The following is a 20866-nucleotide window of genomic DNA, read 5'->3' on the forward strand; positions in this document are numbered from 1 at the left end:
CGAGTGATAAAAATTGAGTGCCACATCAAGATACGTTTAGAACACTCACCGTTCGAAAAGAAGTGATGGAACGCTTTATCGAGTACTAGAGATCAGAGCACAGCCGGACGTCCTCAGCATTGTAGCAAGGAGTGATGAAGACATGAATCGACGTATCGATACAGCCACGACATGGATTGAGGCAACACCTTTACGGGTCTATCAAGCATTTCTCAACCCTGATGAGCTCGTCGAGTGGTTACCGCCGGAAGGCATGTCGGCTCGCGCCACCGTGTTCGAGCCTTGGATTGGAGGCACGTACCAGCTCGTTCTTACGTATGAAGAAACTGATTTCGCCTCCGGCAAAACGACGGATCGGACCGACGTGTCGAACGGCCGTTTTTTGGACCTCGTTCCCGGCCTCAAAATCGTTCAAATCGGAACGTTCGAGTCATCCGACCCGGCCTTTGCTGGTGAGATGATTCAGACGTGGTATTTGGAGGCGCTCGATGGAGGGACGCGCATCACGATCGTCTGTGAGAACGTGCCGCCGGGTATTCAGAAACAAGACCATGATGCCGGACTTCGCTCCACACTCGACAATCTGGCCCGCTATTTGACCAACGACTGAGTCCGTTTGTTCGCTTCATGCGAACAGACGGTTTTTTTGTGTATGAAAAGGGTTTCAATGATGAAAAATAGAAAAAGGTGATGTTTTTTTGTCTAGGGTGTCAACATCCTCCTCCATCTGTCCGATACAAAGGTTAACATAACGAGTTTTTCTCGAGAATGGGAGATGTTTTATGAGACGAAAGCACGACCGTACGATTACCATTAAACAAAAACTGATTACGATGTCGTTGGTGTTATTATTGATTCCTTCTTTATTGATTGGCTTTGTCGCCTACAATCAGGCGAAACAGAAAATCACCGAACAAATCATGCAATCGGCCCACGCGGGAGTGGAGCGGATGAATGATGAGATCACCAACCTGATTGAACCGATTCAACGCGATGTCGCTTTCTTTGCCGGACGGATTGATTCGTCCCTCTACGAGTCGGGGACGGAGAACCTTGACTTGGAAGAGAAGTTTCTAGAGTATTTGGAGACGCATCCGAACGTGACGAATATTTACTACGCCTCGACTGAAGGCGAGATGACGATTTATCCGGCGCAAGAGTTACCGGATGATTACGACCCACGGACACGACCGTGGTATGAGGCGGCTGATGCGGCCGGTGGGAACGTCGTCGTGACGGACCCATATGTCGATGCAGCCTCGAACAAGATGATGATCACGCTGTCGCAGACAGGGACAGATGGTCGCGGGGTGATTGCGGTGGACGTCGACGTCGACGATATCGCAGCCGTCGCGGCGAGCATTCAAATCGGGAAAGAAGGCTACGTGACGATTCTTGATGCGTTGCAACAGTTCGTCACCCATCCGACGATGGCGGCCGGGGAAAAAGGGGAAGGCGAATGGATTGAACCGCTCTATGCGGAAGACGCGGGCCGATTTGCCTATGAGTTCGAAAATAAAGGCAAACAGATGGACTTCATGACGAACGAATTGACGGGATGGAAGATTGCCGGGACGCTTTATGATGAGGAAATCACGGATGAGACGTCTGGAATCTTATGGACGACCGTTGGAGTAATCGGATTGATGCTCGTCTTGGCAGCGGGATTGCTCTATGTCATCTTACGCTCGATTTTGCGTCCGTTGAACCGTTTGACGGTCGGGGCTGAACGAATTCAAGCCGGTGATTTGACCGAAGACATCGTCGTCGAGTCGAATGACGAGGTCGGTCGTGTCGCTGCGAGCTTCAACGAGATGACGCGTTCCTTGCGCGCCATCATCCAAAATCTCGATCAATCAATCGGACAAGTCGCCGCCTCGTCACAGGAACTGATGGCGAACTCGGCGCAGAACACAGCTGCCTCGGAACAAATCGCCGGAGCGGTCCAACAGATGGCCGCCGGAGCGGATGACTCGAAACGTCAACTCGACGATAACGCCGTATCGCTCCAAGCCATCACTGGCGGCATCATGCGCATCGCGGAAAGCTCGACCGACGTGTCAGAGCTTTCACGGGAGACGGCGCTCGAGGCTGAGAACGGGACGACTGCTGTCACAGAAAACGTTGCCCAGATGCAAGCAATCGACTCATCGGTCGAGACGTTCGGGAAAGTCATCCACTCGCTCGCGGAACGGTCGAACGAGATCGGCAATATCGTCGACGTCATCAACGGGATCGCGACCCAGACGAACTTGCTCGCTTTGAACGCTGCGATTGAAGCGGCGCGGGCCGGTGAGAACGGGAAAGGCTTCGCCGTCGTCGCGAGCGAAGTACGGAAGCTCGCCGAACAATCGCAACAGTCGACGAAACAGATTTCCGAGTTGATTGACAATATCAAACAAGAGACAGAACGTTCGGTCCAGTTGATGAAAGAAGTGTCGGCCCATACGAAAGCCGGGCTCGAGACGACGGAAAACACGGCCAAGCGTTTCCGAACGATTATGACTCAGACGCAGGCGATGACGCCGCGCATCGAGGACGTGACGGCGACGGTCGAAGAGATTGCCGCCAACGTCGAGGAAGTCTCGGCCGCAGCGACGCAAATCGCCCATATCGCCGACGAGAACTCGGTCGCCTCGAAGCAAGTGGCGGCGACGACCGAGGACCAACTCGGTTCGATGGAAGAGATTGCACAATCCGCGAAGTCACTTGCGGATATGGCGGAAGAGTTGCAGGAGCTCGTGTCACGCTTCAACGTATAAAAAAGTAAAAGGGATGACGATCTGTTCGAGGCAGATGATCATCCCTTTTTTGTTTATTACAAGTATGCTTCACTGACTGATGACCGAATGAATGCCCTGGCATCATCTACCTCAAGTTTGTAAAGGCAAGCCAACTTGACGGAATCGTCTGTCCACAAAAAAAGGATGCATGGACGCATCCTTTTTCAACACTATCGTTTGCTCGATACTTGGTTCCGGCCGCGGTTCTTGGCGACATAAAGCGCCTCGTCCGCGTCTTGAAGCGCCTGTTCGACCGTCTTTCCGCCTTCGAGCGAACTGACGCCGAACGAGCACGTGACGCGCGGGACGGGACCGAACGGCTCGGCGTTAATCTTCTGCCGGAGCTTATCCGCGAGCTGGACGCCATCGGCGAGTGTCGACTGGGGGGCGACGATTAAAAACTCCTCTCCGCCCCAGCGTCCAATCGAGTCCGACTTGCGGATGTTGCGCCTGAGCAGTTGAGCGATCGATCGCAAGACGAGGTCACCGGTCGGGTGGCCGAACGTGTCGTTGACGAGTTTGAAATAGTCGATATCGAGCATGATGACAGCGGCGGGTGCCCGCTTATCGACGGTCTCCTGAGCCGTCGTCGAAAGAACATCCCCGACTTTCTTCCGGTTGTATAGTTCAGTTAGCGGATCGAGCGACGACAAGTGTTCCATCCGCTCTTCATAGCGACGTTGTTCCGTCGCGTCTTCTAAAATACCGACACCGCCGTCGAGTTTTCCATCTGCTGAAAAACTCGGGGACATCGTCGTCCGGATGAAGCGAGCCTGCTTCTCTGGAGCTTTATACCAGCCAGCCATGCGAATTGTCTCCCCGTTTAAGACGTTCCGGATGGCGCCCAAGAAGTCGAACGAGGAAGAGCTACATCGCTCGAATATTAGATTCGAGGTTGGAAGTATCCCAAGTAAATGGACAAATGATTCATTGTAGCTCACGATTTGGCCGTGCCGATCGAAGGCGAACAGGCCGATTGGAAGCTGGTCCCATGAGGAAGGATCGGGTTTCGTGGTGTGCGTGTCATGATGAGTCCGTTCTTGATCAGCCATTGTATGACATATGCGTGAACGCATACTTCCTCCTTTCCTAACCGTAGCGGTAGTGTAGGACGTTCGTACTGATACTTTATACCCTAAATTGGGAAAGAACTAGCGATTATTCTTTTAAAAGCTAACAAAATTTAGAATATGACGAGAAACCGTCACAGCTTGTTGTGAGGTAATCTTTCCCCATCGCCACATCAAAATCGCCCCATCATGTCGATGGCTAATCCGACATAACAGGGCGACTACAATAAATGGAGGTTATAAGATCGGACTGAGCAATCGTGACACGCCTTCGCGCATTCGGACGGTCCATTTCCGGGCTGAATAATCGTCAATCGTGTACTTCCGGCTGACGGCGACGTCTGACTCGAACAACGAGGCGAGTTCGAGCGCGACTCGCTCGTCATAGATGACGGCGTTCACTTCAAAGTTCAACCGGAAGCTGCGGGCATCTAAGTTCGTCGTCCCGACGGTTGAAATCTCATCATCGACGACGAGCGTCTTGGCGTGCAGGAAACCTTCCCCGTACATATAGACGTTCGCCCCATAGTCGAGCAGTTCGCCGAGAAACGAGAGTGACGCCCACATGACGAACGGATGGTCGGGCTTGCCGGGAATCATGATGTCCATCTTGACACCGGACAGGAGCGCCATCTTACAGGCGTCCATGAAACTCGTATCCGGGATGAAGTAAGGCGTCTGAATGATGACGCGCTCCTTCGCCGACATAATCATTTTAATCATCATGTTTTTCAAATGTTCCGTGTCTGAGTTCGGACCGCTCGTCACGATCTGCATCGGCGACATATCCTTGATGTCATGGCGGGCGAAACAGAACGAGTTCTCCGGGTCATGATGTTTGCTGCCGGAATAGTTCCAATCGAGAATGAACCGGTGTTGCAAATGGTAGACGACGTCTCCCTCGACTCGAAGGTGCGTATCACGCCAGTAGCCAAACTTCTCGACGAGACCGAGGTATTCGGTCCCGACGTTGAAGCCGCCGACGTAGCCGATTTTGCCGTCGATGATGACGACTTTCCGGTGGTTCCGGTTGTTCAATTTAAAGTTGATGAGGCCGAGTGTCGGCGGGAAGAAGACACGGACCTCGCCGTTATTGGCAATCAATTCTTTGAAGTCGGAGTTGCGGAGGCTGCGCGAGCCGACCGCGTCATAGAGGAGACGCACTTTGACACCCGCCTTGGCACGCTCGATCAGTTCGTGGATGAGCGCCTTCCCGAGCGCGTCCCGTTGAATGATATAGTACTGAATGTTGATTTCCGTCTCGGCGCTCCGAATATCGTCCATGAGCGCTTTGAATTTCTGTTCTCCGTCATGCATGATGGCGGATTTGTTGTGGACGCTAATGAGTGACTTTGACGAGCGCAAATTCATCTCGAGCAATTGCTCGTACTTCTCGAACACAGGTTGAGCCAAAGCGGTCTCTTTCCGGCGAATCTGCTCGATTTGACTGTCGACTTGCAGGGCGTGGAACGAGCGCTCTTCGACGCTTAAGTTAAAGAAGTTGTCCTTCTTCAACTGCCGCCCGAGAAACATGTAGACGATGAAACCAAGGATTGGCAAGAAGAACAAGACGAGCAGCCATGCCCACGTCGCCCCGACATCACGGCGCTCCGCGAAAATGACGGCTAAAGCGAACAATAAATTCAACCCGAGGACGATATACAGTCCCCAACTAATAATGACCGACCAATCCAAGCGACCCACTCCCTAAACGACAATTTCAGTGCATAGATTAATAATACCTCATTCAAGGGAATAGTAAGCTATCGAAACATAAGGAGGAGACAAAGATGCATTTACAAGTGAATTGGAAACAAGGGATGGCGTTCCAGACGACGACGCCGTCGGGACATGACGTGACGCTAGACGCCGGGGAGGACGTCGGTGGTCTCAACACCGGTCCACGACCGACCGAGATGCTGTTGCAGGCAACAGCGGCCTGTACAGGCATCGATATCGTTTCGATTCTGCATAAGATGCGCTTGCCGCTCGAGCGGTTCGAGATGAAAATCGACGGCGTCCGGGCGACGGAACATCCGAAGAAGTTCACGGCGATTCATATCTTGTACGTCCTCGACGGGGATATGCCGGAAGAACGGGTCCGTCGTGCCATCGAGTTGTCGGTCGACCGCTATTGTTCCGTGTCGCACAGTCTGAACGCGACGATGACGTACAGTTATCAGTTGAACGGCGGCGAGGTCGTCCCGTTCACGTGACGTGAGCAAGATGGTTGAAAAGAGTCGAAACGGTCCGTTATATTTGTATTTCAAATACTGCAATACAAAGGGAGGACGTTATGATTCGACTCGCGACGAAACGCGATGCCAAGCACATCGCGGACCTAATCGAACAACGAGCCGTAGCGCTAAAACAACAAGGTAGCGATCAATGGACGGAATATTTGGAGCAAGACCTCATGGATCGGGTGCAGACGGACATCTCCTCGGGACACGTCTACGTGTACGAGCAAGACGAATCGGTATTGGCCTCGATTGCCTTACTTCCGGCAGATGACTGGGACCACAATTTATGGGAAGATGGCGAACGCGGTCAATACATCCATCGGATTGTCGTCAGCGAACGATTGAAAGGCAGAGGCATCGGTCAGCAACTGATGGAGCACGTCTTGCGTGAGGCCGACACACATGAACCGATTCGGCTCGACTGTGTGGCTGACAATGCGTTCTTGAATAGTTATTATCCACGGTTTGGCTTCGTCTTCGTGGACTCACGGGACGGATACAACACGTTTGAATACAATATGGATGAGAGTGTCAGTGCGTAAGGGGTCGACCAACCCCTTTTTTTGATATACTGAGAAGCGAATTGATGGGAGGAAACAAGATGATCAACACAATACTTGTCGGTTTCGGTTTTTCCGCGACGACATTCCATTTACCATTTTTACAGGAGCTTGATGACTTCCATATTGCCGGTGTCGTCTCATCACGCCCAGAAGACGTACGAGCCGTCCTCGGCGACGTCACGCTGTATGCGACGCTAGATGAGGCACTTGCGACAGAGGCCTCGTTGTTCGTCATCACGACGCCATCCCATTTACATAAAGACATGGTCGAACGGTGCCTGACAGCGGGGAAAGACGTGCTCGTCGAGAAGCCGGCGTTCGTGACGACAGAGGAAGGGGAGACGTTGATCGCGCTCGAACAGGCAAGTGAGGGAATCGTCAACGTCTTCCATAATCGGCGGACGGACGGAGACTTCTTGACGGTCAAACGATTGCTCGAAGACCAACGCCTCGGCGATTGGAAAGTGCTCGAGTCCCGTTTCGACCGATTCCGTCCGACTGTCCGTGACCGCTGGCGTGAGAATGCGGGACCTGGGGCCGGGATTTTATTTGACCTCGGCAGCCATCTGATTGACCAAGCGCTCGTCCTGTTCGGGGCGCCGGATAAGGTATCGGCCGATGTCATGATTCAACGTGACGGGGGCCAGTCCGATGATGGGTTCCATGTGACGTTGCATTATGGAGAGAAGCGGGTCTATCTTCGCTCGAACCCGTTCATCGCCATCGAGGCACCGCGGTTCGAAGTGCACGGGACGGAAGGCAGCTTCCTCAAATTCGGGCTCGATCCACAGGAGGCGTGTCTCCGGAACGGAGAAGTCAGATGCCCCGACCGTGAGACCGGAGCGGTCGTCACGGATTCGGAAACGACGATTGACATCGAACCGGGCGGCTATGTGACATTCTATCAAGCGCTCGCGGATAGCTATACGACACGACGTCCGCTCGTCCCACTTGAGGACGCGCTTTTGACGACACGTGTCATCGAGACGGCCCGTGAGTCGTCCCGTTCCCAACGTGTCCTCGACTTCAACTCATAATTTTGTAGGACGACCTGCCGTGTTCGGCACGGTCGTCTTTTTCCATAATTCAAAAGAAATCATGATGATTTTATTGTGAATGAACAAACTCGCTTCATGTTTGTTAACAACAAAAAGCTATCCGTCTCTTTCAAATAGTCAGCGGTGAATGGGAACAGGACATAGGAAACGACTTCAGACTGTCCTGTCACGCTTCGAACCAATGACGAATATTAGGAAGAGGGGAACGGATGATGTTCAATCAAATCGTGAAACACCGTTGGGAGTGGGAGAACTGGTTGCGGGAGGTCAACTGTGATTCGTATGACCATTACGACTACGTGTTGGCCAACTGTGAACCCGGCGAGCAGCCTGAGTTGTATATCGCGGCCAAAGATGACGGGATCTTACTCTACCCGTACATCCGTCGTCCGATCGCGCATCGCCACGACGACCTCGTGACGGCGTACGGTTATGGCGGCCCGTTCCGTGAAGGCAACTTCACGAACGAGGACGTCAAGGAGGCACGCCGACTTTTTCTGCAACGCCCTGAAAATCAAGCGACCGTCACCGAGACGATTCGTTATCATCCATGTCGCGTCGATCCGGACTTGATGCAAGTATTCGGGCAAGCCGTCCCGATTCGGCAGACGGTCCACGTCCGACTTGATGATTCGTTCGAACAGCTTGAGCAACGTTTCAGCAAGATGACGAAACGGAACGTGAAGCGAGCTGTACGTGAACAGGTGACGGTCGCTCGTGGGCAGTCGAATGAACTGTGTGAGTTCATTCGACTGTATCGGGCCACGATGGACCGGCGTGCTGCGAACGACATCTATTACTTCCCGGACCGATACTTCGAGGACCTATGGAACAGCGATAAGTGTGAGACGGAATTATTGTTTGCCGTCCATGAAGGCGTCATCGTGGCGGGCGTGTTCATGTTGTTCGGGGACGACGGGGCCCACTATCATCTTGGAGGCTCGGATGCGAACTATTTGGCGCTCCGGCCAAACCACTTCTTGTTCCGTGAAATGATTCGTCGCGCGGTCGAGAAGGAGAAGGCGTACGTTCATCTCGGTGGCGGTGCGACCGGGGAAGATGCGCTCTTTGATTTCAAGCAGAGTTTCTCGGGTGACGAGCCGCTCACGTATTACATCGGTCAAGCTGTGCTCGACGAAGTGGTCTATCATCGGTTGAATCAAGATCATCTGCTCCGCCACGGGCCATCTGATTTCTTTCCGCTCTATCGGACACCGGTCGCAGAGACGGTCGCCGAAGTGCAAGCGGAACGATAACAAAAAGGTTCTCACTCGAGATGGAGTGAGAACCTTTTGTATTAAGCAGCCTCTTCGTCGGAAGCGGCCATTTTTTCGGTTTGGCGTGTGATTGGGAAATTACTGAACAGTTTACTGCCGACAAGTCCGGCCACGATTCCGACGCCGAACAAGATGAGCGCCGTCACGGTCACGGTCTGCCAATCATTGAAGCCGTACATGACGAGCAATCCCGGAATCCCGGCAGCAGAACCTGGGGCATCGTTCACCATGCCGGTCATGGCGACGATAAGTCCGGCAATCGCACCGCCGACAAAGTTGACGCTGTAGATCGGAATCGGGTTCGCCGAGATGAGGTCGGCTTGCGTGAGCGGTTCGATCGCGACCGATAGTTGGTCTTTCTTCGTCCCGATGTTCAACCGCTTGAACAGCAAGAAGTTCATCGAGATGGACGCCGTCAACGCGAGGGCGGCGATGGCCATCGGCACACCCGTCAAACCGAGCATCGCTGTGAGTGCCATCGAGCTGAGTGGCGATGTCGAGACGACCGTGACGATGCCACCAAGGACAAGTCCCATCACGACCGGATTTTGCGTCGCGGCAAGTTCGATGACCGCACCGATTTGTGTCAGCGTGTTCGTGACGAGCGGATCGACGCCAGTCGCCACGAGGCGGGCGAGCGGAGCCATGATGATGACGTAGAAGATCATGTCGACACCGGCCGGCAAGTGCCGGTCCAATTTTCGACCTACGAGCGCGAGGATATAGCCGGCGAAAAAGCCGGGAAGAATTCCGAAGCCCGCGACCGAAAGTCCGAGCATGAGCGCGTAGACCGGATTGATACCGAGGGCAATCGATACGAGCGCGGCTGCGGCCGGACCTGATAATGAACCGGCTGCTTGTCCGACTTCTTCATATAAAGGAAGCGGGAGCAGACCGCCGATGGCGTAGGCGTTGAACGCCTCGACCAAGAAACTGGCGATGGCGGCGCCGGCAAGGGCGCCCATCGCTTTCATCCCAAACGGGGCTTTGTAGCTGAATAATGTGAATAAGGCAAGAATCAACAGTAAAAGTGCGATACCTTGAATAATGACCATATGGTGTACCTCTTTCTCTCTGTTCTATATTTCCTCTATAGTTAACCATTCGAACGGTTCTGTAAAGCCATTTCATCCAACTGACAAGACTTTTTTTTGGTGGTAGCGTTTCCATCTTCGGAATTGGATAATTGTGAACAAGATCTGCTGTGAAATTTGGGAAAAAACAAGCTCATATGTGTCAGTCCGGTCCGGAGTGGGAACAGAAAGGGGAAAGACTTTTGATATAGGAATGACCAAGGAGGAGTAGAGATGCAGATGGAGAACAAAAATTGGCACGCACTCGAACCGGATGTGGTACAGAGTTCGCTCGAGACGGACACGAACAGTGGTCTGTCGAAAGGGGAAGTGTCAAGTCGGCAAGAGCAGTATGGAAAGAACGTATTGCCCGAGAAAGAGAAGACACCTGAAATCATAAAATTTTTGCGTCAGTTCAATGATATTCTTGTCTTCGTCTTACTTGGTGCCGCTGTCGTCACCGGCTTTTTAGGGGAGTACATCGATACGATTGTCATCGTGCTTGTCGTGACGATTATCGCGGTCGTCGGTTATCTCCAAGAGAACAAGGCCGAGCAAGCGTTAGAAGGCATTAAAAAGTTACTCGAGACGAAGGCGAGCGTCATCCGTGACGGCAAGCAGAGCCAAGTCGACTCGAGTGACCTCGTCGTCGGGGACATCTTGGTCCTTGCCGCCGGGGACAAGGTCCCGGCTGACGCCCGTGTCATCCAAGCGGAGAAGTTCAAAGTCGAGGAATCGGCATTGACGGGCGAAGCGACGACGGTCGAAAAGAAAATTCAAGTCGTACCGGAAGACGCCGTCCTCGGTGATCGCAAGAACATGATTTATTCGGGTACGAGCGTGGCGACAGGAAGTGCGAAAGCAATCGTCACGTCCATCGGAGAAGGCACGGAGCTCGGCCAAATCAACGCCTCGATTGCTGAAGTCGAGACGGTGAAGACGCCGCTCATTCGCCAGACGACGAAGTTTGGTCAGACGGTATCGATCGCCATCCTCGTCATCTCGGTCGTCATTTACGCGTTCGGTTACTTCGTCCGCGATTTCGACCCGATTGAGTTGATGCTGACGACAATCGGTCTCGCCGTCGCCGCGATTCCAGAAGGGTTACCGGCCGTTATCTCAATCATCCTCGCGCTCGGTGTCCGGAACATGGCTGAGAAAAAAGCCATCGTCCGCAGCCTACCGTCGGTCGAGACGCTCGGCGCCGTATCGGTCATCTGTACCGATAAGACCGGGACGTTGACGAAAAACGAGATGACCGTCAAACAAGTCGTCACGGCCAAACACGACATCGAAGTGTCAGGGAGCGGTTATGAGCCGGACGGTGATTTGGAATTGAACGGTCAACCGTTCGACTTGGATGATGACGAGTCGATGATCGATTTGCTAACGGTCGGGAAAACGTGTAATGACGCTCAGTTGTACGAAGAAGGCGGCGAATGGGTCGTCAATGGTGATCCGACGGAAGCATGCTTGCTCACGCTCGCCGAAAAGGCGGAGCGGCCGATCGAACGTTTGGACGTCATCTCGAAGATTCCATTCGATTCGGAGTACAAATATATGGCGACGCTCGTCGATTATAAGGGCGAGCGCATGATTTTCATCAAAGGGGCGCCGGACCGCCTGTTCGATATGGCGGAAGACACGGAATTTGACCGCGCCTATTGGGATGAGAAACGAAAAGAGATTGCCGACCGCGGACAACGCGTGCTCGGCGGCGGCTTCAAGCGCGTCGACGCCTCGAAAGAGACGGTCGACCACGAAGACGTCGAGAACGGCATCACGTTCCTCGGCCTATACGGTATCGTCGATCCGCCACGTCAAGAAGCAATCGAAGCGGTCGCGGCTTGTCGTGACGCTGGGATTCGTATCAAGATGATCACCGGGGACCATAAAGACACGGCCGTCGCCATCGCGCGAGAACTCGGCATGGAAGTCGAAGGTGCCCTCGAAGGGAAAGAATTGACGAACATGTCCGACGAAGAAATCAAAGAGGCGTCGGTTCATAATGACGTCTTCGCCCGGACGAGCCCGAACGATAAACTTCGTCTCGTCAAAGGGTTGCAACAGAACGGCTTAATTACGTCGATGACCGGAGACGGCGTCAATGACGCACCAGCCTTGAAACGGGCCGACATCGGTGTCGCGATGGGGATTAAAGGAACGGAAGTCGCGAAAGAGGCCTCGCAGATGGTCCTCGTCGATGACAACTTCAAGACGATTTACAACGCCGTGCGTGAAGGACGCCGTGTCTACGATAACTTGAAGAAGACGATTTTGTTCTTGCTCCCGACAAACGGTGGACAAGCACTTCTCGTCGCCATGAGTATCTTGCTTGGCGCAGCGGCACCACTCAGCCCGGTTCAAATCCTTTGGGTCAACATGGTCGTCGCCATCACGCTCTCGCTCGCCATCGCGTTCGAGCCGCTTGAAGAGAGCACGATGAAACGGCCGCCGCGTCCAGCAAACGTACCGCTATTAAGTCGCTATTACATTTTCCGAATCACGTTCGTCTCGATTTTAATCGGGGGCGGTAGTTTAATTATCAACTATATGCTCGGTGATTTCGACTATTCGACCGATAAGTTGCAGACGATTACGCTCAATACGATCGTCATGGCGCAACTGTTCCACTTGTTCAACTGTCGGACCGAGCTCGCGCCAGCGTTCAACCGTCATTTCTTCGACAATAAAATTGCCTTTGTCGTCTCAGCACTACTGATCGGGCTCCAGTTGTTCATCACCTACGTCCCGTTCATGCATACGCTGTTCGGTACGGCACCGCTCGAGCTGCAAGACTGGATTTATCCGGTCGCGTTCGGTCTCATCGTCTTTGTCATCGTCGAAATCGAGAAAGCCATCTCGCGTCGTGTCATCGGTAACAAAGACATACACTAATGTTTTAGTGAAGACTGAATGTGGAATTAATGCATTATGCAGAGGAGGGATGCTCAATGAAACGTGATGAATCACAACCTGGGGTACACCCAGATCCAGTCCCGGATGAAGAGTCAGATCCGGCCACTAAACCGGCACCGACCCAACATCCAGATCCAGACCCGGAACAGGACAATGACGACTCAAACTAAGGACGCCGATGCTTGATCGGCGATTCATACAAAAAGGGATTTCCGATCAATGTCGGAAATCCCTTTTTACTGTTATTTCTTCGGTGCCGGGCTGCGATACTCGGTCATCTTGTCGAATTCTTTCTCATTGAAATACTCGACGACGACGAAATCGCCGACCGGGCATTCCCAACGGTCTTTGGCGATTTGACACTCTTTCAGTGTCACTTTCTGGTCGTACATATCAAGCTCGAGCGTGTCCTTCAAAAACTGATCGACTTGTTTGTCGTTAATTTTGAAGTATTCGCTCAAGATGATGTCTTCGCCTCTGTCGTTCGTATGCGTCATCACTTTAAAAAATCTCATTGGTGTACCTTCTTTCGTCTGTAAGCTGAATTCTCAGTATAAAGGAGCTGGCCTGATTTGGGAACCGTCATCCCGGTTTCCATGGAGATGCCCCTTCCGTGTTGAATGTGAAAGGGGCTCGTCTCATTTTAATTTGTGGCGGTTCGGTGGTGCCTCGTTGAACGGTTGTTTATGGCGAATGATTAGCCAGAACAACAAACCGAACAAGGGGATATAAGGCAGAGGCCACAAACTCATCTTGTAGCGCTTGGCATCCCGATTCATCAACGTGATTTGGATGAAGGCGAGCAAGAAGAAATCGACCGTCATCGTCCGGACGAACTGGTTCTTTTCGACGTAAGACCAATATTCGGCCACGTTCCCGGTCGTTGAGGCGGCGATGAACAAGCCGATCGTGACGAGCAAGAGCAGCACCCCGAGCAGTCGCGTCGGGAGCGGCTTAATCGGTGTCGGATAAGGCGACTGCCGCGCGAACGCCAAGTACGGGGCGATGATGAAGCCGCCGACGACGAAACCGGTCGCTGCCGGTAAGAGCGGGTTCGGGCGCAACTGGTTCACCTCGGACCAAAGAAGCGGGAACAAGGCGAGCGGATAGACGCCTAGGATGCTGAAAAGGGAAAGCGAATATCCTTCATAGGCGTCCGTGTTATACGTGATGAAATCGAGCAAAAACCGGCTCGAGAACGGTTCGTTCGGGCCGAGGAGCGCGATCGCGATCGCAGCGGCCCACGGAATGAGTAAAAACTTTCTAGTCATGCCCTACACCTCGAGTCTGTCTCTGTTTCCATTAGTATACCCCGGAATCAAGCGAACAAAAAATGAGAAGTGTCAATCGACACGTTCTCATTGGTTTTCACGAGCATACGCTTTAATCATCGTCACGAGTTGCTGGGTCTCGTCTGAGTCTGATTCGAGTCGGATCCCGTAATCATATAGGCTTCCCATTTGTCCGCGGTGGCGGACGTGACCTGTCAGATCGAGCGGTTGAATCAACGGGACGAGGTCGAGTTTGACTTGGACTTTCAATCCTTCAGAAAGTGGGAATAAGTAGTCGCACCGCATCTTCAGACCGTGGGCACTGATATTGAGCAGTTGTGCTTCCCCGTCATGCAGTTCTTTGTCTTCCCAAATGAGGCGATATGGGATGAAGCGGGGATTCGGTAAAATATAGCGAAACGTTTCTTGTCGTCGATAGCGCATCGGTTCACCTCATTTCTCTACCTAGATTATCGGCTATTTGTGGCGATTCGTGAAGGGGGGAGCCACCAAAATTTAGGAAGCGCGGTTTACAGAATTGCAAACGCTTTCTATAATAGAAAGACAGAGTTGGTGAAGGAGGGATCGTATGAACGTCAAGGACTTACTCCGACGCTATTCGATCGACGAACCAATCATCTACGCGAAAAATCTACACGGGCAGTGGGTCAAAATCGAAAAACTGCCGCCCTACACCATACTAGAGGTCGAGGCGACGGACGAGGCCATCGAGGCGCTCGCCATCGACGCGTACGTGGCACTCACCGTTTGTCGGGAGAAATCGTCGCTTGAAGATGCACGCCCTTATGCGGTGCGGCTCCATATCAAAGGAAAGTAAAAACCGCGAGCCGATGGGCTCGCGGTTTTGCTTAGGCTGCTTCTTCTTTTTCGTCGTCCTGTGGGACGGTCCGTTTCGCATAATACATGAACGGCGTCGCCATCCAAGCGATGATGAACTTGGCGACATATGTCGTGATGAAGATGTTCCACCAGATATCCCATTCCATGCCCCAGAAGGCGATCGTACAGAAAGTGAGCGTATCGATGAACTGAGAGACGACGGTCGAACCGGTCGTCCGAAGCCACAGTTTTTTCTCACCCGTCTTGGCGCGAATCTTCGAATAGATGAAGACGTCGAACAGCTGCGAGACGAGGTACGCGGCGAGACTACCGAGCGTGATGAGCGGAAGCATCGAGAACAGCGCTTCGAAGCTCTCATGCATGAACAACGCCTCTTCAAACGGCTCGTAGAGCAATGCGAATTGCATGAGCACGGTCGAGACAATCAAGATGAAGAAGCCGAGCCAGACGCCTTTACGGGCGGTATGACGACCGTATTTTTCATTCAAGATGTCTGTCGCTAAATAAAGGGAACCGTAGACGATATTCCCGAGAGTAAAGATGAAACCACCGATTACAATCTGCTGCGTCACTTGGATGTTGGCGACGACCGAGGCCATCGCAATCCAGGCGAACAGTCCGACGCGTCCGAACAGCTTGTAGCTGAGGACGAGCAGACCGAGCGTGAGCAAGGCAGAAGGAATCCATAACCATTCATTGTGCATGGGGATCGTACTCCTTCCAAATCATTCATTCTGTCAACTTTACAAGTTTATAGAGGAACGGAAACCGTGTCAAGACAGTTTCCATGACCAAAAGAAAAAGCGACCTGTCCTGATAAGGAAAGGTCGCTTCATTTGATGCCTCCGACGAGAATCGAACTCGTGCTGCAGCATTACCATTGCTGAGGTCTGCCACTAACCTACAGAGGCGGTTACATCTAGTATGTTACACAGTCTGTCATGAAATTTCAAGCTTTTTTAGAATAATAAGACCCCCGTCCTCCTCATGGTGAGAAGGGCGGGGGTGCGTTGAATCAAGCTTACTTCGTCCGGACCCAAACAGCTCCAGCCGAGTTGTCTTTCGCTTCGCCGACGACGTCGACGACGAGTCCGTATTGTGGAAGTTTACGGCCCGCATCTGGGATGAGCGAGTTGATGTACGTGTTGGCGTCGTTGAACTGTTTCACGCCTGGTTGAGCTTTGTAGTCATAGATGCCACGGCTCGGTGAATCGATGTACCATGGGAGCGTCTTATCTAAGCTGAACGCCGCATCTGCGATCTGGTAGCGCGTGCTGCCAGCGACTGTTTCTTGACCGTTCAAGTTGCCGATAAGGGCCTCAGGATGCGAGTCGACGACACCGAGGAAACCTTCACCCGGGTGAATCCCGACCCAGTTGTCTGAGAACGAATCATCCGCATACCAGACGACGAGACCTGTGTTGTACTTGACGCCACGGCCGTTCAAGAGACCTGTGTCTGCACCTTCATGGTTGCGCCATTCAAGGTAGTAGTAGTGAGGTTTCGTGTCATAGCCGTCCGACTTGACGAAACCGTCGAGTGTGACTTTCTCTGCGCCTTCCGCATCGTCTGCGAGAAGCGATTGACCGCCTGACGTAATCGACAAGTTGTCGAGTGCGAATCCTTCAAGGGCAAGTCCACCGTCTGTCACGTATTCGAAGACGATTTGCACGTCTTGACCCGCGAATTGAGACAAGTCGTACGATTTGTTCACCCAAGCCCCGTTCGTCGATTCCGCACCGTTTCCAGTGTTGTCATCGCCGTAGACATCAAGGACGACTTCTTTGCCGCCGCTGAGTGCTTTCACGTACAAGTAGTCGTAGTCAAATTCGATATCGAAACGTGTGTCGAAAGCGAGCGTACCGTCCGCGCCGAGTTTGACCGTCGGTGTTGCGAGTTCGGTATGCAAGTTATCGCCTTTTGTCGAGTAGTAGTAATACTCGCCGAATGCTGGCTCTATGCCTTTTACTTTCTTGTCTGGAAGGTTTACTTTCAACAATCCAGGGTTCGTCGATTTCGTCACGGATTGATCGAGTTTCGAGACGAAACCTTGTTGTGTGATGTCTTCAAGATCAACTTCCGTGATGTTCGCCCAGTTGCCGCCCATCAATTTTTGGAAGTACTCTTTGTTTTGTGGCGAGAAGCTCGTCGGCTCCGTACCTGCCACTTTACCAGCCCAGCTGCCGCCACTCATGATCGACCATGATTGGACTGGTTCGCCTTGACCTGTGTACTGTGTGTCGTATTCATCTGGAAGACCGAGGTCGTGACCATATTCGTGAGCGAAGACGCCGACTGCGCCGTCTTCCGGTTGAATCGTGTAATCGAATGCCGCCATTTGACCGCCCCAGTACGGGACGTCTGCTGTCGTTCCAGCTACACGGTAAGGACTGTTCCCGACGACCCAACGGTGTGACCAGACTGCGTCATCACCGAGGACACCGCCACCCGCTTCTTGGCCGGTACCGGCATGGATGATCATCAAGTGGTCGACCAAGCCGTCCGGCTCGTTGAAGTCGCCGTCACCGTCGAGGTCATATAAATCGTATTCATCATATTCGGCGAGGTCCATGCCTGAAGCGACTGCCGCGTTCAACGTGTCTTTAACGAGTTGACGCGGACCTGGTCCGATGTTGTCATTCCCGCCAGCCGGATTGTCACCACCATAGTCTTTCGCCGTGCCTGGGACGGTCAACCAGTCAGAAACCGTGCCGTCGACCGTGTAGCTGCCGCCCGACTGCTCTTCATAATACTGTTTGAACGTTTGGACTTTTTCACCGTTGAACAGTTCGAACGACTCGTCGCCGAACATATACTGCTCGTAGTGTTCTTTACTGAAGTTGTCGCTATAAAGATAACCTTCTTCTTGGACGACGTTGTTATGTTTGAAGTCGCTATATTCGACGAGAAGGACGAGTACTTTGTCTTCACGGACAGCGCCGTTATAGCCAGCTTGCTTGGCCGGGTCGACTTTGACTTGGCCGTTCGGCTTGCCTTTCCGATAGTTCGCTTGTCCTTTTTTCGCTTTATCGAGGAGACGTTTCGATTCTTTCTCGAATTGGTTATGTATCTTCTCTTTTGCTTCAGCGGCTTTATCGTTCAAGCCGTGCTTATGGACGTCTTGCGCATTGCCTTGCTTCTTCTCGATATAGGCATCGACGGCCTTTTGGCGCTCGGTGGCCGAAAGCCCTTTTTTGATGACGCCTCGTTTCTCGAGCGCTTTGGCGAGCCGATCCTCATCGATGATGTTGTGATCGAATGGAGCATTCGTGCTCGGGGTTGGTAGCGGTGAGGCGGCGAGTGGAGCGGCACCGACGGCCGGGATCGCACTGACGCTCATGACCGATGTCAGCGCGACGGCGAGCGTCGTGCGACGGATGGAACGTTTTTTCATTTGTACTAACCTCCTGTGAAAATAATGGGAAATTGTGTGAGCTTGAATCCAACATTAAACTTGTGTCAGATTAATGTCAATATTCAGAAAATAAGAATCGGAAAAAGAGACTTTCGTCCCGACTGGTCCTAAAGACCTAAGGGGTCAAGTCTCTACATCGATGATGCCGTAATGAAATTTGGACGTTTTGCGAACAATCCTTGTAAAACCAAACGTTTCGAACGTCTCACTCTCAAAATGAGCCTTTAGGACAATCCGTCTGGCCGCGACACGACGGGCCTCCGTCATGAGTTCAAGAGACAGTGGATTCGTGTTGGCGAGTGAACGTAATGGGTTCAAGTGAACCGATTCTGAAATCGTCTTTTCGAACATCGGATCGAAGTAGACGACGTCGAACGAATCGTCCGGGCATGACTTCAAATAGGTGAGGGCATCCGTCCAGACGACCTCGAGTCGACGCATCGCCTCATTGACCGCGTCGTGTTTCTCTTCCCAGACGGTCAAGCCTTCTTTGACGAGCATCGCGGTGACGAACTCACTCTCGAGACCGACGGCGCGACCGGTCGGACCGACGGCATGACTGAGGACGATGCTGTCCGAGCCGAGCCCGAGTGTGCAGTCGAGGACACGGTCACCTGGTTTGATTGCGGCAGCATCGACGAGCGGGTCGTTCCCACCACGTGCAAGCTGCTTGACGCGGAACACCGAGCTCGATGGATGGAAAAAGAACGGTTCATCTCCGTCGAGTGGGGTATATTCGACACGGCGCTTATCGAAGACGAGGACGCCTGTCTGGTGGCGTTGCTTTAACGTGTCGATGGAGTGTTTGCGTCGGGGGATAAAACGGGCGCCGTACTTTGCTGCGTGAGCCTCGGCCCGTTCGATGGTTGCCTCGGTCGGGCGTAAACAAGTCGTAACGATATAGGTCATAGCATCTCCTTACTGAAAAAATGAGACGCGGAGGCGTCTCATTTTTTCTTGCTGAGTAAATCCGACAGTTCATCGATGAGCGCCTTATGCGAGGCGAGTTCTTTCTTCTTCTCATCATTCGGGTTGATCGGGCGTTTCGAGCGGCTTTGAAGCGCTTCGAGCGTCTCATCGATTGACGATTTGAGCGTATCACGATCTTCCGGTTTGAGCGTCACTTCATGCGGGTTTTCACCGCTTGCGTCGAGTTCGCGTAGACGAGCCATCAATTGTTTTGCTTCTCGGTTCAAATCGGCGAGTAATCTGTCAATTTGTTCCAAACGAAGCTTGATTCCATCACGTTCTGTAAACATTCGTTTCACCTCTTTTGTTGGGTAACCGTTAGGTATCTTCTCATTTACTTTACCATAATTATCGAAAGACGAAACTACCGGGAATATATTCCATTTTATTTGACTGAGGGAAACACTGTTTCTCTATGCCCACACGACATTCGACTGGTATACTGACTTAGCTAATAAGGAGGTGGTCGGATGCAGTCGACAACTCATCCACCAAAAGCGCTCAAAGGCGCCATTTTATCCATCACGACGTATTTGGTCTTATCTGTCCTAAAAGTCGTATTCGGTTATTTGTATAATTCGGAAGCCGTCCTCGCCGACGGATTCAATAACACGACCGATATCATCGCTTCAATCGCCGTTTATATCGGCATTCGCATCGCCGCGCTGCCCCGAGACGCGGAACATAAATACGGGCACGCCAAGATGGAGACACTCGCCGCTCTCGTCGCATCACTGATCATGGTCGCCGTTGGGGTGTTCGTTCTATTGAACAGTATCGCCACTCTGATCGGGGGCGAATACGTGGAACCGAACCCGCTCGCGGCCGTCGTCGCGTTCGTGAGTGCGCTCGTCATGTTCGGCGTATATGCGTACAATTCGAGATTGGCCAAGCAGACCCGGTCACTCGCATTGAAGGCGGCAGCGAAAGACAATCTCGCCGACGCCATGATTTCAATCGGGGCGACGCTCGGCGTCCTGTTTGCCTACTTTAAATTACCGTGGATGGATACGGTGCTCGCCGTCCTCATCGCCGGGATGATTATCCGGACGGCGATTCAAATCTTTCTCGACGCGACCCATCAGCTCTCGGACGGGTTCCCTCCGGACCTTGTCGATTCGTATGAAGAGACGATCCAACATTTCGATGCCGTCAAGGAAGTCCGTGAAATCAAAGGACGTCACCTCGGCAATCACGTCATGCTCGATGTGACGATTGCCGTCGAAGGAAGCCTCACCGTCGAGGAGGCGCACGATTTATGTGATGACATCGAGCGCGAACTCGACGAACACCATGCCGTCGATACAGTCCACATTCACATCGAACCGGTCTGATTTCGGTTATCTTTTGCGCTTCACGGCGCC

20 protein-coding genes and 1 tRNA gene are annotated in these 20866 nt (G+C 52.6%); 10 read left to right on the plus strand and 11 right to left on the minus strand.

Going from position 1 to position 20866, the window contains the following annotated elements; all coding sequences use genetic code 11:
- Positions 1-142: 142 nt before the first annotated feature.
- The gene (locus tag M467_RS27105) at positions 143-610 is read left to right on the plus strand and encodes an SRPBCC domain-containing protein (RefSeq protein ID WP_021067339.1); all 468 of its coding nucleotides are present in this window, start codon (positions 143-145) and stop codon (positions 608-610) included.
- A gap of 172 nt (positions 611-782) precedes the next feature.
- On the plus strand, positions 783-2762 hold the full coding sequence (locus M467_RS27110) for a methyl-accepting chemotaxis protein (RefSeq protein ID WP_021067340.1): 1980 nt from the start codon (positions 783-785) through the stop codon (positions 2760-2762).
- Positions 2763-2953: 191 nt separating this feature from the next.
- Here M467_RS27110 and M467_RS27115 read toward each other — a convergent pair whose 3' ends face one another.
- Both M467_RS27115 and cls read right to left on the minus strand, forming a co-directional pair.
- Complete coding sequence (locus M467_RS27115) at positions 2954-3859, minus strand: sensor domain-containing diguanylate cyclase (RefSeq protein ID WP_081637945.1); 906 nt, start codon at positions 3857-3859, stop codon at positions 2954-2956.
- 231 nt (positions 3860-4090) lie between these two features.
- Positions 4091-5548 carry a cardiolipin synthase gene (gene cls, locus M467_RS27120; RefSeq protein WP_021067342.1) on the minus strand — a complete coding sequence of 486 codons (1458 nt, stop codon included), beginning with the start codon at positions 5546-5548 and terminating at the stop codon, positions 4091-4093.
- Positions 5549-5643: 95 nt separating this feature from the next.
- Between cls and M467_RS27125 the strand changes: the two genes are divergently transcribed.
- The 4 genes from M467_RS27125 (at position 5644) to M467_RS27140 (ending at position 8973) form a co-directional block, all read left to right on the plus strand.
- The gene (locus tag M467_RS27125; RefSeq protein ID WP_021067343.1) at positions 5644-6069 is read left to right on the plus strand and encodes an OsmC family protein; all 426 of its coding nucleotides are present in this window, start codon (positions 5644-5646) and stop codon (positions 6067-6069) included.
- Positions 6070-6149: 80 nt separating this feature from the next.
- On the plus strand, positions 6150-6638 hold the full coding sequence (locus M467_RS27130; RefSeq protein WP_021067344.1) for a GNAT family N-acetyltransferase: 489 nt from the start codon (positions 6150-6152) through the stop codon (positions 6636-6638).
- 59 nt (positions 6639-6697) lie between these two features.
- Positions 6698-7696, plus strand: a complete 999-nt coding sequence (locus tag M467_RS27135; protein WP_021067345.1) for a Gfo/Idh/MocA family oxidoreductase — start codon at positions 6698-6700, stop codon at positions 7694-7696.
- 230 nt (positions 7697-7926) lie between these two features.
- Positions 7927-8973, plus strand: coding sequence for a lipid II:glycine glycyltransferase FemX (locus M467_RS27140; RefSeq protein ID WP_021067346.1), 1047 nt, complete (start codon positions 7927-7929; stop codon positions 8971-8973).
- Between the two features lie 41 nt (positions 8974-9014).
- On the opposite strand, the gene M467_RS27145 is transcribed toward M467_RS27140, so the two are convergent.
- Positions 9015-10049 carry a PTS sugar transporter subunit IIC gene (locus M467_RS27145; RefSeq protein WP_021067347.1) on the minus strand — a complete coding sequence of 345 codons (1035 nt, stop codon included), beginning with the start codon at positions 10047-10049 and terminating at the stop codon, positions 9015-9017.
- A gap of 252 nt (positions 10050-10301) precedes the next feature.
- Here M467_RS27145 and M467_RS27150 point away from each other — a divergent pair, with 252 nt between their 5' ends.
- Positions 10302-12965: a cation-transporting P-type ATPase gene (locus tag M467_RS27150; RefSeq protein ID WP_021067348.1), complete on the plus strand. Its 2664-nt coding sequence runs from the start codon at positions 10302-10304 to the stop codon at positions 12963-12965.
- A 56-nt stretch (positions 12966-13021) separates the two neighbouring features.
- On the plus strand, positions 13022-13156 hold the full coding sequence (locus M467_RS31855) for a hypothetical protein (protein ID WP_021067349.1): 135 nt from the start codon (positions 13022-13024) through the stop codon (positions 13154-13156).
- A gap of 72 nt (positions 13157-13228) precedes the next feature.
- Here the strand turns inward: M467_RS31855 and M467_RS27160 are convergent, their stop codons facing one another.
- The 3 genes from M467_RS27160 to M467_RS27170 all read right to left on the minus strand — a co-directional run bounded on the left by M467_RS27160 (position 13229) and on the right by M467_RS27170 (position 14701).
- Positions 13229-13501, minus strand: a complete 273-nt coding sequence (locus tag M467_RS27160; protein WP_021067350.1) for a hypothetical protein — start codon at positions 13499-13501, stop codon at positions 13229-13231.
- Positions 13502-13624: 123 nt separating this feature from the next.
- Positions 13625-14257, minus strand: coding sequence for a hypothetical protein (locus tag M467_RS27165; RefSeq protein ID WP_021067351.1), 633 nt, complete (start codon positions 14255-14257; stop codon positions 13625-13627).
- 87 nt (positions 14258-14344) lie between these two features.
- Positions 14345-14701 (minus strand): PilZ domain-containing protein, encoded by a 357-nt coding sequence (locus M467_RS27170; RefSeq protein ID WP_021067352.1) that lies wholly within the window; start codon positions 14699-14701, stop codon positions 14345-14347.
- 145 nt (positions 14702-14846) lie between these two features.
- Between M467_RS27170 and M467_RS27175 the strand changes: the two genes are divergently transcribed.
- Positions 14847-15095, plus strand: coding sequence for a hypothetical protein (locus M467_RS27175; protein WP_021067353.1), 249 nt, complete (start codon positions 14847-14849; stop codon positions 15093-15095).
- Positions 15096-15126: 31 nt separating this feature from the next.
- On the opposite strand, the gene M467_RS27180 is transcribed toward M467_RS27175, so the two are convergent.
- From M467_RS27180 to M467_RS27200, 5 genes are all read right to left on the minus strand, one after another.
- Positions 15127-15822: a queuosine precursor transporter gene (locus tag M467_RS27180; protein ID WP_021067354.1), complete on the minus strand. Its 696-nt coding sequence runs from the start codon at positions 15820-15822 to the stop codon at positions 15127-15129.
- A gap of 136 nt (positions 15823-15958) precedes the next feature.
- A tRNA-Thr gene (locus M467_RS27185) sits at positions 15959-16029 on the minus strand.
- 110 nt (positions 16030-16139) lie between these two features.
- Complete coding sequence (locus M467_RS27190) at positions 16140-18512, minus strand: immune inhibitor A domain-containing protein (protein ID WP_021067355.1); 2373 nt, start codon at positions 18510-18512, stop codon at positions 16140-16142.
- 144 nt (positions 18513-18656) lie between these two features.
- The gene (locus M467_RS27195; RefSeq protein ID WP_021067356.1) at positions 18657-19442 is read right to left on the minus strand and encodes a class I SAM-dependent methyltransferase; all 786 of its coding nucleotides are present in this window, start codon (positions 19440-19442) and stop codon (positions 18657-18659) included.
- 38 nt (positions 19443-19480) lie between these two features.
- Entirely contained in the window at positions 19481-19792 is a 312-nt protein-coding gene (locus M467_RS27200) for a hypothetical protein (protein WP_021067357.1), read from the minus strand.
- A 180-nt stretch (positions 19793-19972) separates the two neighbouring features.
- Here M467_RS27200 and M467_RS27205 point away from each other — a divergent pair, with 180 nt between their 5' ends.
- Positions 19973-20836 carry a cation diffusion facilitator family transporter gene (locus tag M467_RS27205; RefSeq protein ID WP_021067358.1) on the plus strand — a complete coding sequence of 288 codons (864 nt, stop codon included), beginning with the start codon at positions 19973-19975 and terminating at the stop codon, positions 20834-20836.
- The last annotated feature ends 30 nt before the right edge of the window (positions 20837-20866 follow it).

The organism is Exiguobacterium chiriqhucha RW-2 (genome assembly GCF_000416965.1).
GTDB classification, from domain to species: domain Bacteria; phylum Bacillota; class Bacilli; order Exiguobacteriales; family Exiguobacteriaceae; genus Exiguobacterium; species Exiguobacterium chiriqhucha.

Excerpts from the sequence above, each read along its gene's own strand:
- M467_RS27105 (WP_021067339.1), top strand. The coding sequence starts at position 143 with ATGAATCGACGTATCGATACAGCCACGACATGGATTGAGGCAACACCT.
- M467_RS27110 (WP_021067340.1), top strand. The coding sequence starts at position 783 with ATGAGACGAAAGCACGACCGTACGATTACCATTAAACAAAAACTGATT.
- M467_RS27115 (WP_081637945.1), bottom strand. The coding sequence starts at position 3,859 with ATGCGTTCACGCATATGTCATACAATGGCTGATCAAGAACGGACTCAT.
- M467_RS27125 (WP_021067343.1), top strand. The coding sequence starts at position 5,644 with ATGCATTTACAAGTGAATTGGAAACAAGGGATGGCGTTCCAGACGACG.
- M467_RS27130 (WP_021067344.1), top strand. The coding sequence starts at position 6,150 with ATGATTCGACTCGCGACGAAACGCGATGCCAAGCACATCGCGGACCTA.
- M467_RS27135 (WP_021067345.1), top strand. The coding sequence starts at position 6,698 with ATGATCAACACAATACTTGTCGGTTTCGGTTTTTCCGCGACGACATTC.
- M467_RS27140 (WP_021067346.1), top strand. The coding sequence starts at position 7,927 with ATGATGTTCAATCAAATCGTGAAACACCGTTGGGAGTGGGAGAACTGG.
- M467_RS27145 (WP_021067347.1), bottom strand. The coding sequence starts at position 10,049 with ATGGTCATTATTCAAGGTATCGCACTTTTACTGTTGATTCTTGCCTTA.
- M467_RS27150 (WP_021067348.1), top strand. The coding sequence starts at position 10,302 with ATGCAGATGGAGAACAAAAATTGGCACGCACTCGAACCGGATGTGGTA.
- M467_RS31855 (WP_021067349.1), top strand. The coding sequence starts at position 13,022 with ATGAAACGTGATGAATCACAACCTGGGGTACACCCAGATCCAGTCCCG.
- M467_RS27160 (WP_021067350.1), bottom strand. The coding sequence starts at position 13,501 with ATGAGATTTTTTAAAGTGATGACGCATACGAACGACAGAGGCGAAGAC.
- M467_RS27165 (WP_021067351.1), bottom strand. The coding sequence starts at position 14,257 with ATGACTAGAAAGTTTTTACTCATTCCGTGGGCCGCTGCGATCGCGATC.
- M467_RS27170 (WP_021067352.1), bottom strand. The coding sequence starts at position 14,701 with ATGCGCTATCGACGACAAGAAACGTTTCGCTATATTTTACCGAATCCC.
- M467_RS27175 (WP_021067353.1), top strand. The coding sequence starts at position 14,847 with ATGAACGTCAAGGACTTACTCCGACGCTATTCGATCGACGAACCAATC.
- M467_RS27180 (WP_021067354.1), bottom strand. The coding sequence starts at position 15,822 with ATGCACAATGAATGGTTATGGATTCCTTCTGCCTTGCTCACGCTCGGT.
- M467_RS27190 (WP_021067355.1), bottom strand. The coding sequence starts at position 18,512 with ATGAAAAAACGTTCCATCCGTCGCACGACGCTCGCCGTCGCGCTGACA.
- M467_RS27195 (WP_021067356.1), bottom strand. The coding sequence starts at position 19,442 with ATGACCTATATCGTTACGACTTGTTTACGCCCGACCGAGGCAACCATC.
- M467_RS27200 (WP_021067357.1), bottom strand. The coding sequence starts at position 19,792 with ATGTTTACAGAACGTGATGGAATCAAGCTTCGTTTGGAACAAATTGAC.
- M467_RS27205 (WP_021067358.1), top strand. The coding sequence starts at position 19,973 with ATGCAGTCGACAACTCATCCACCAAAAGCGCTCAAAGGCGCCATTTTA.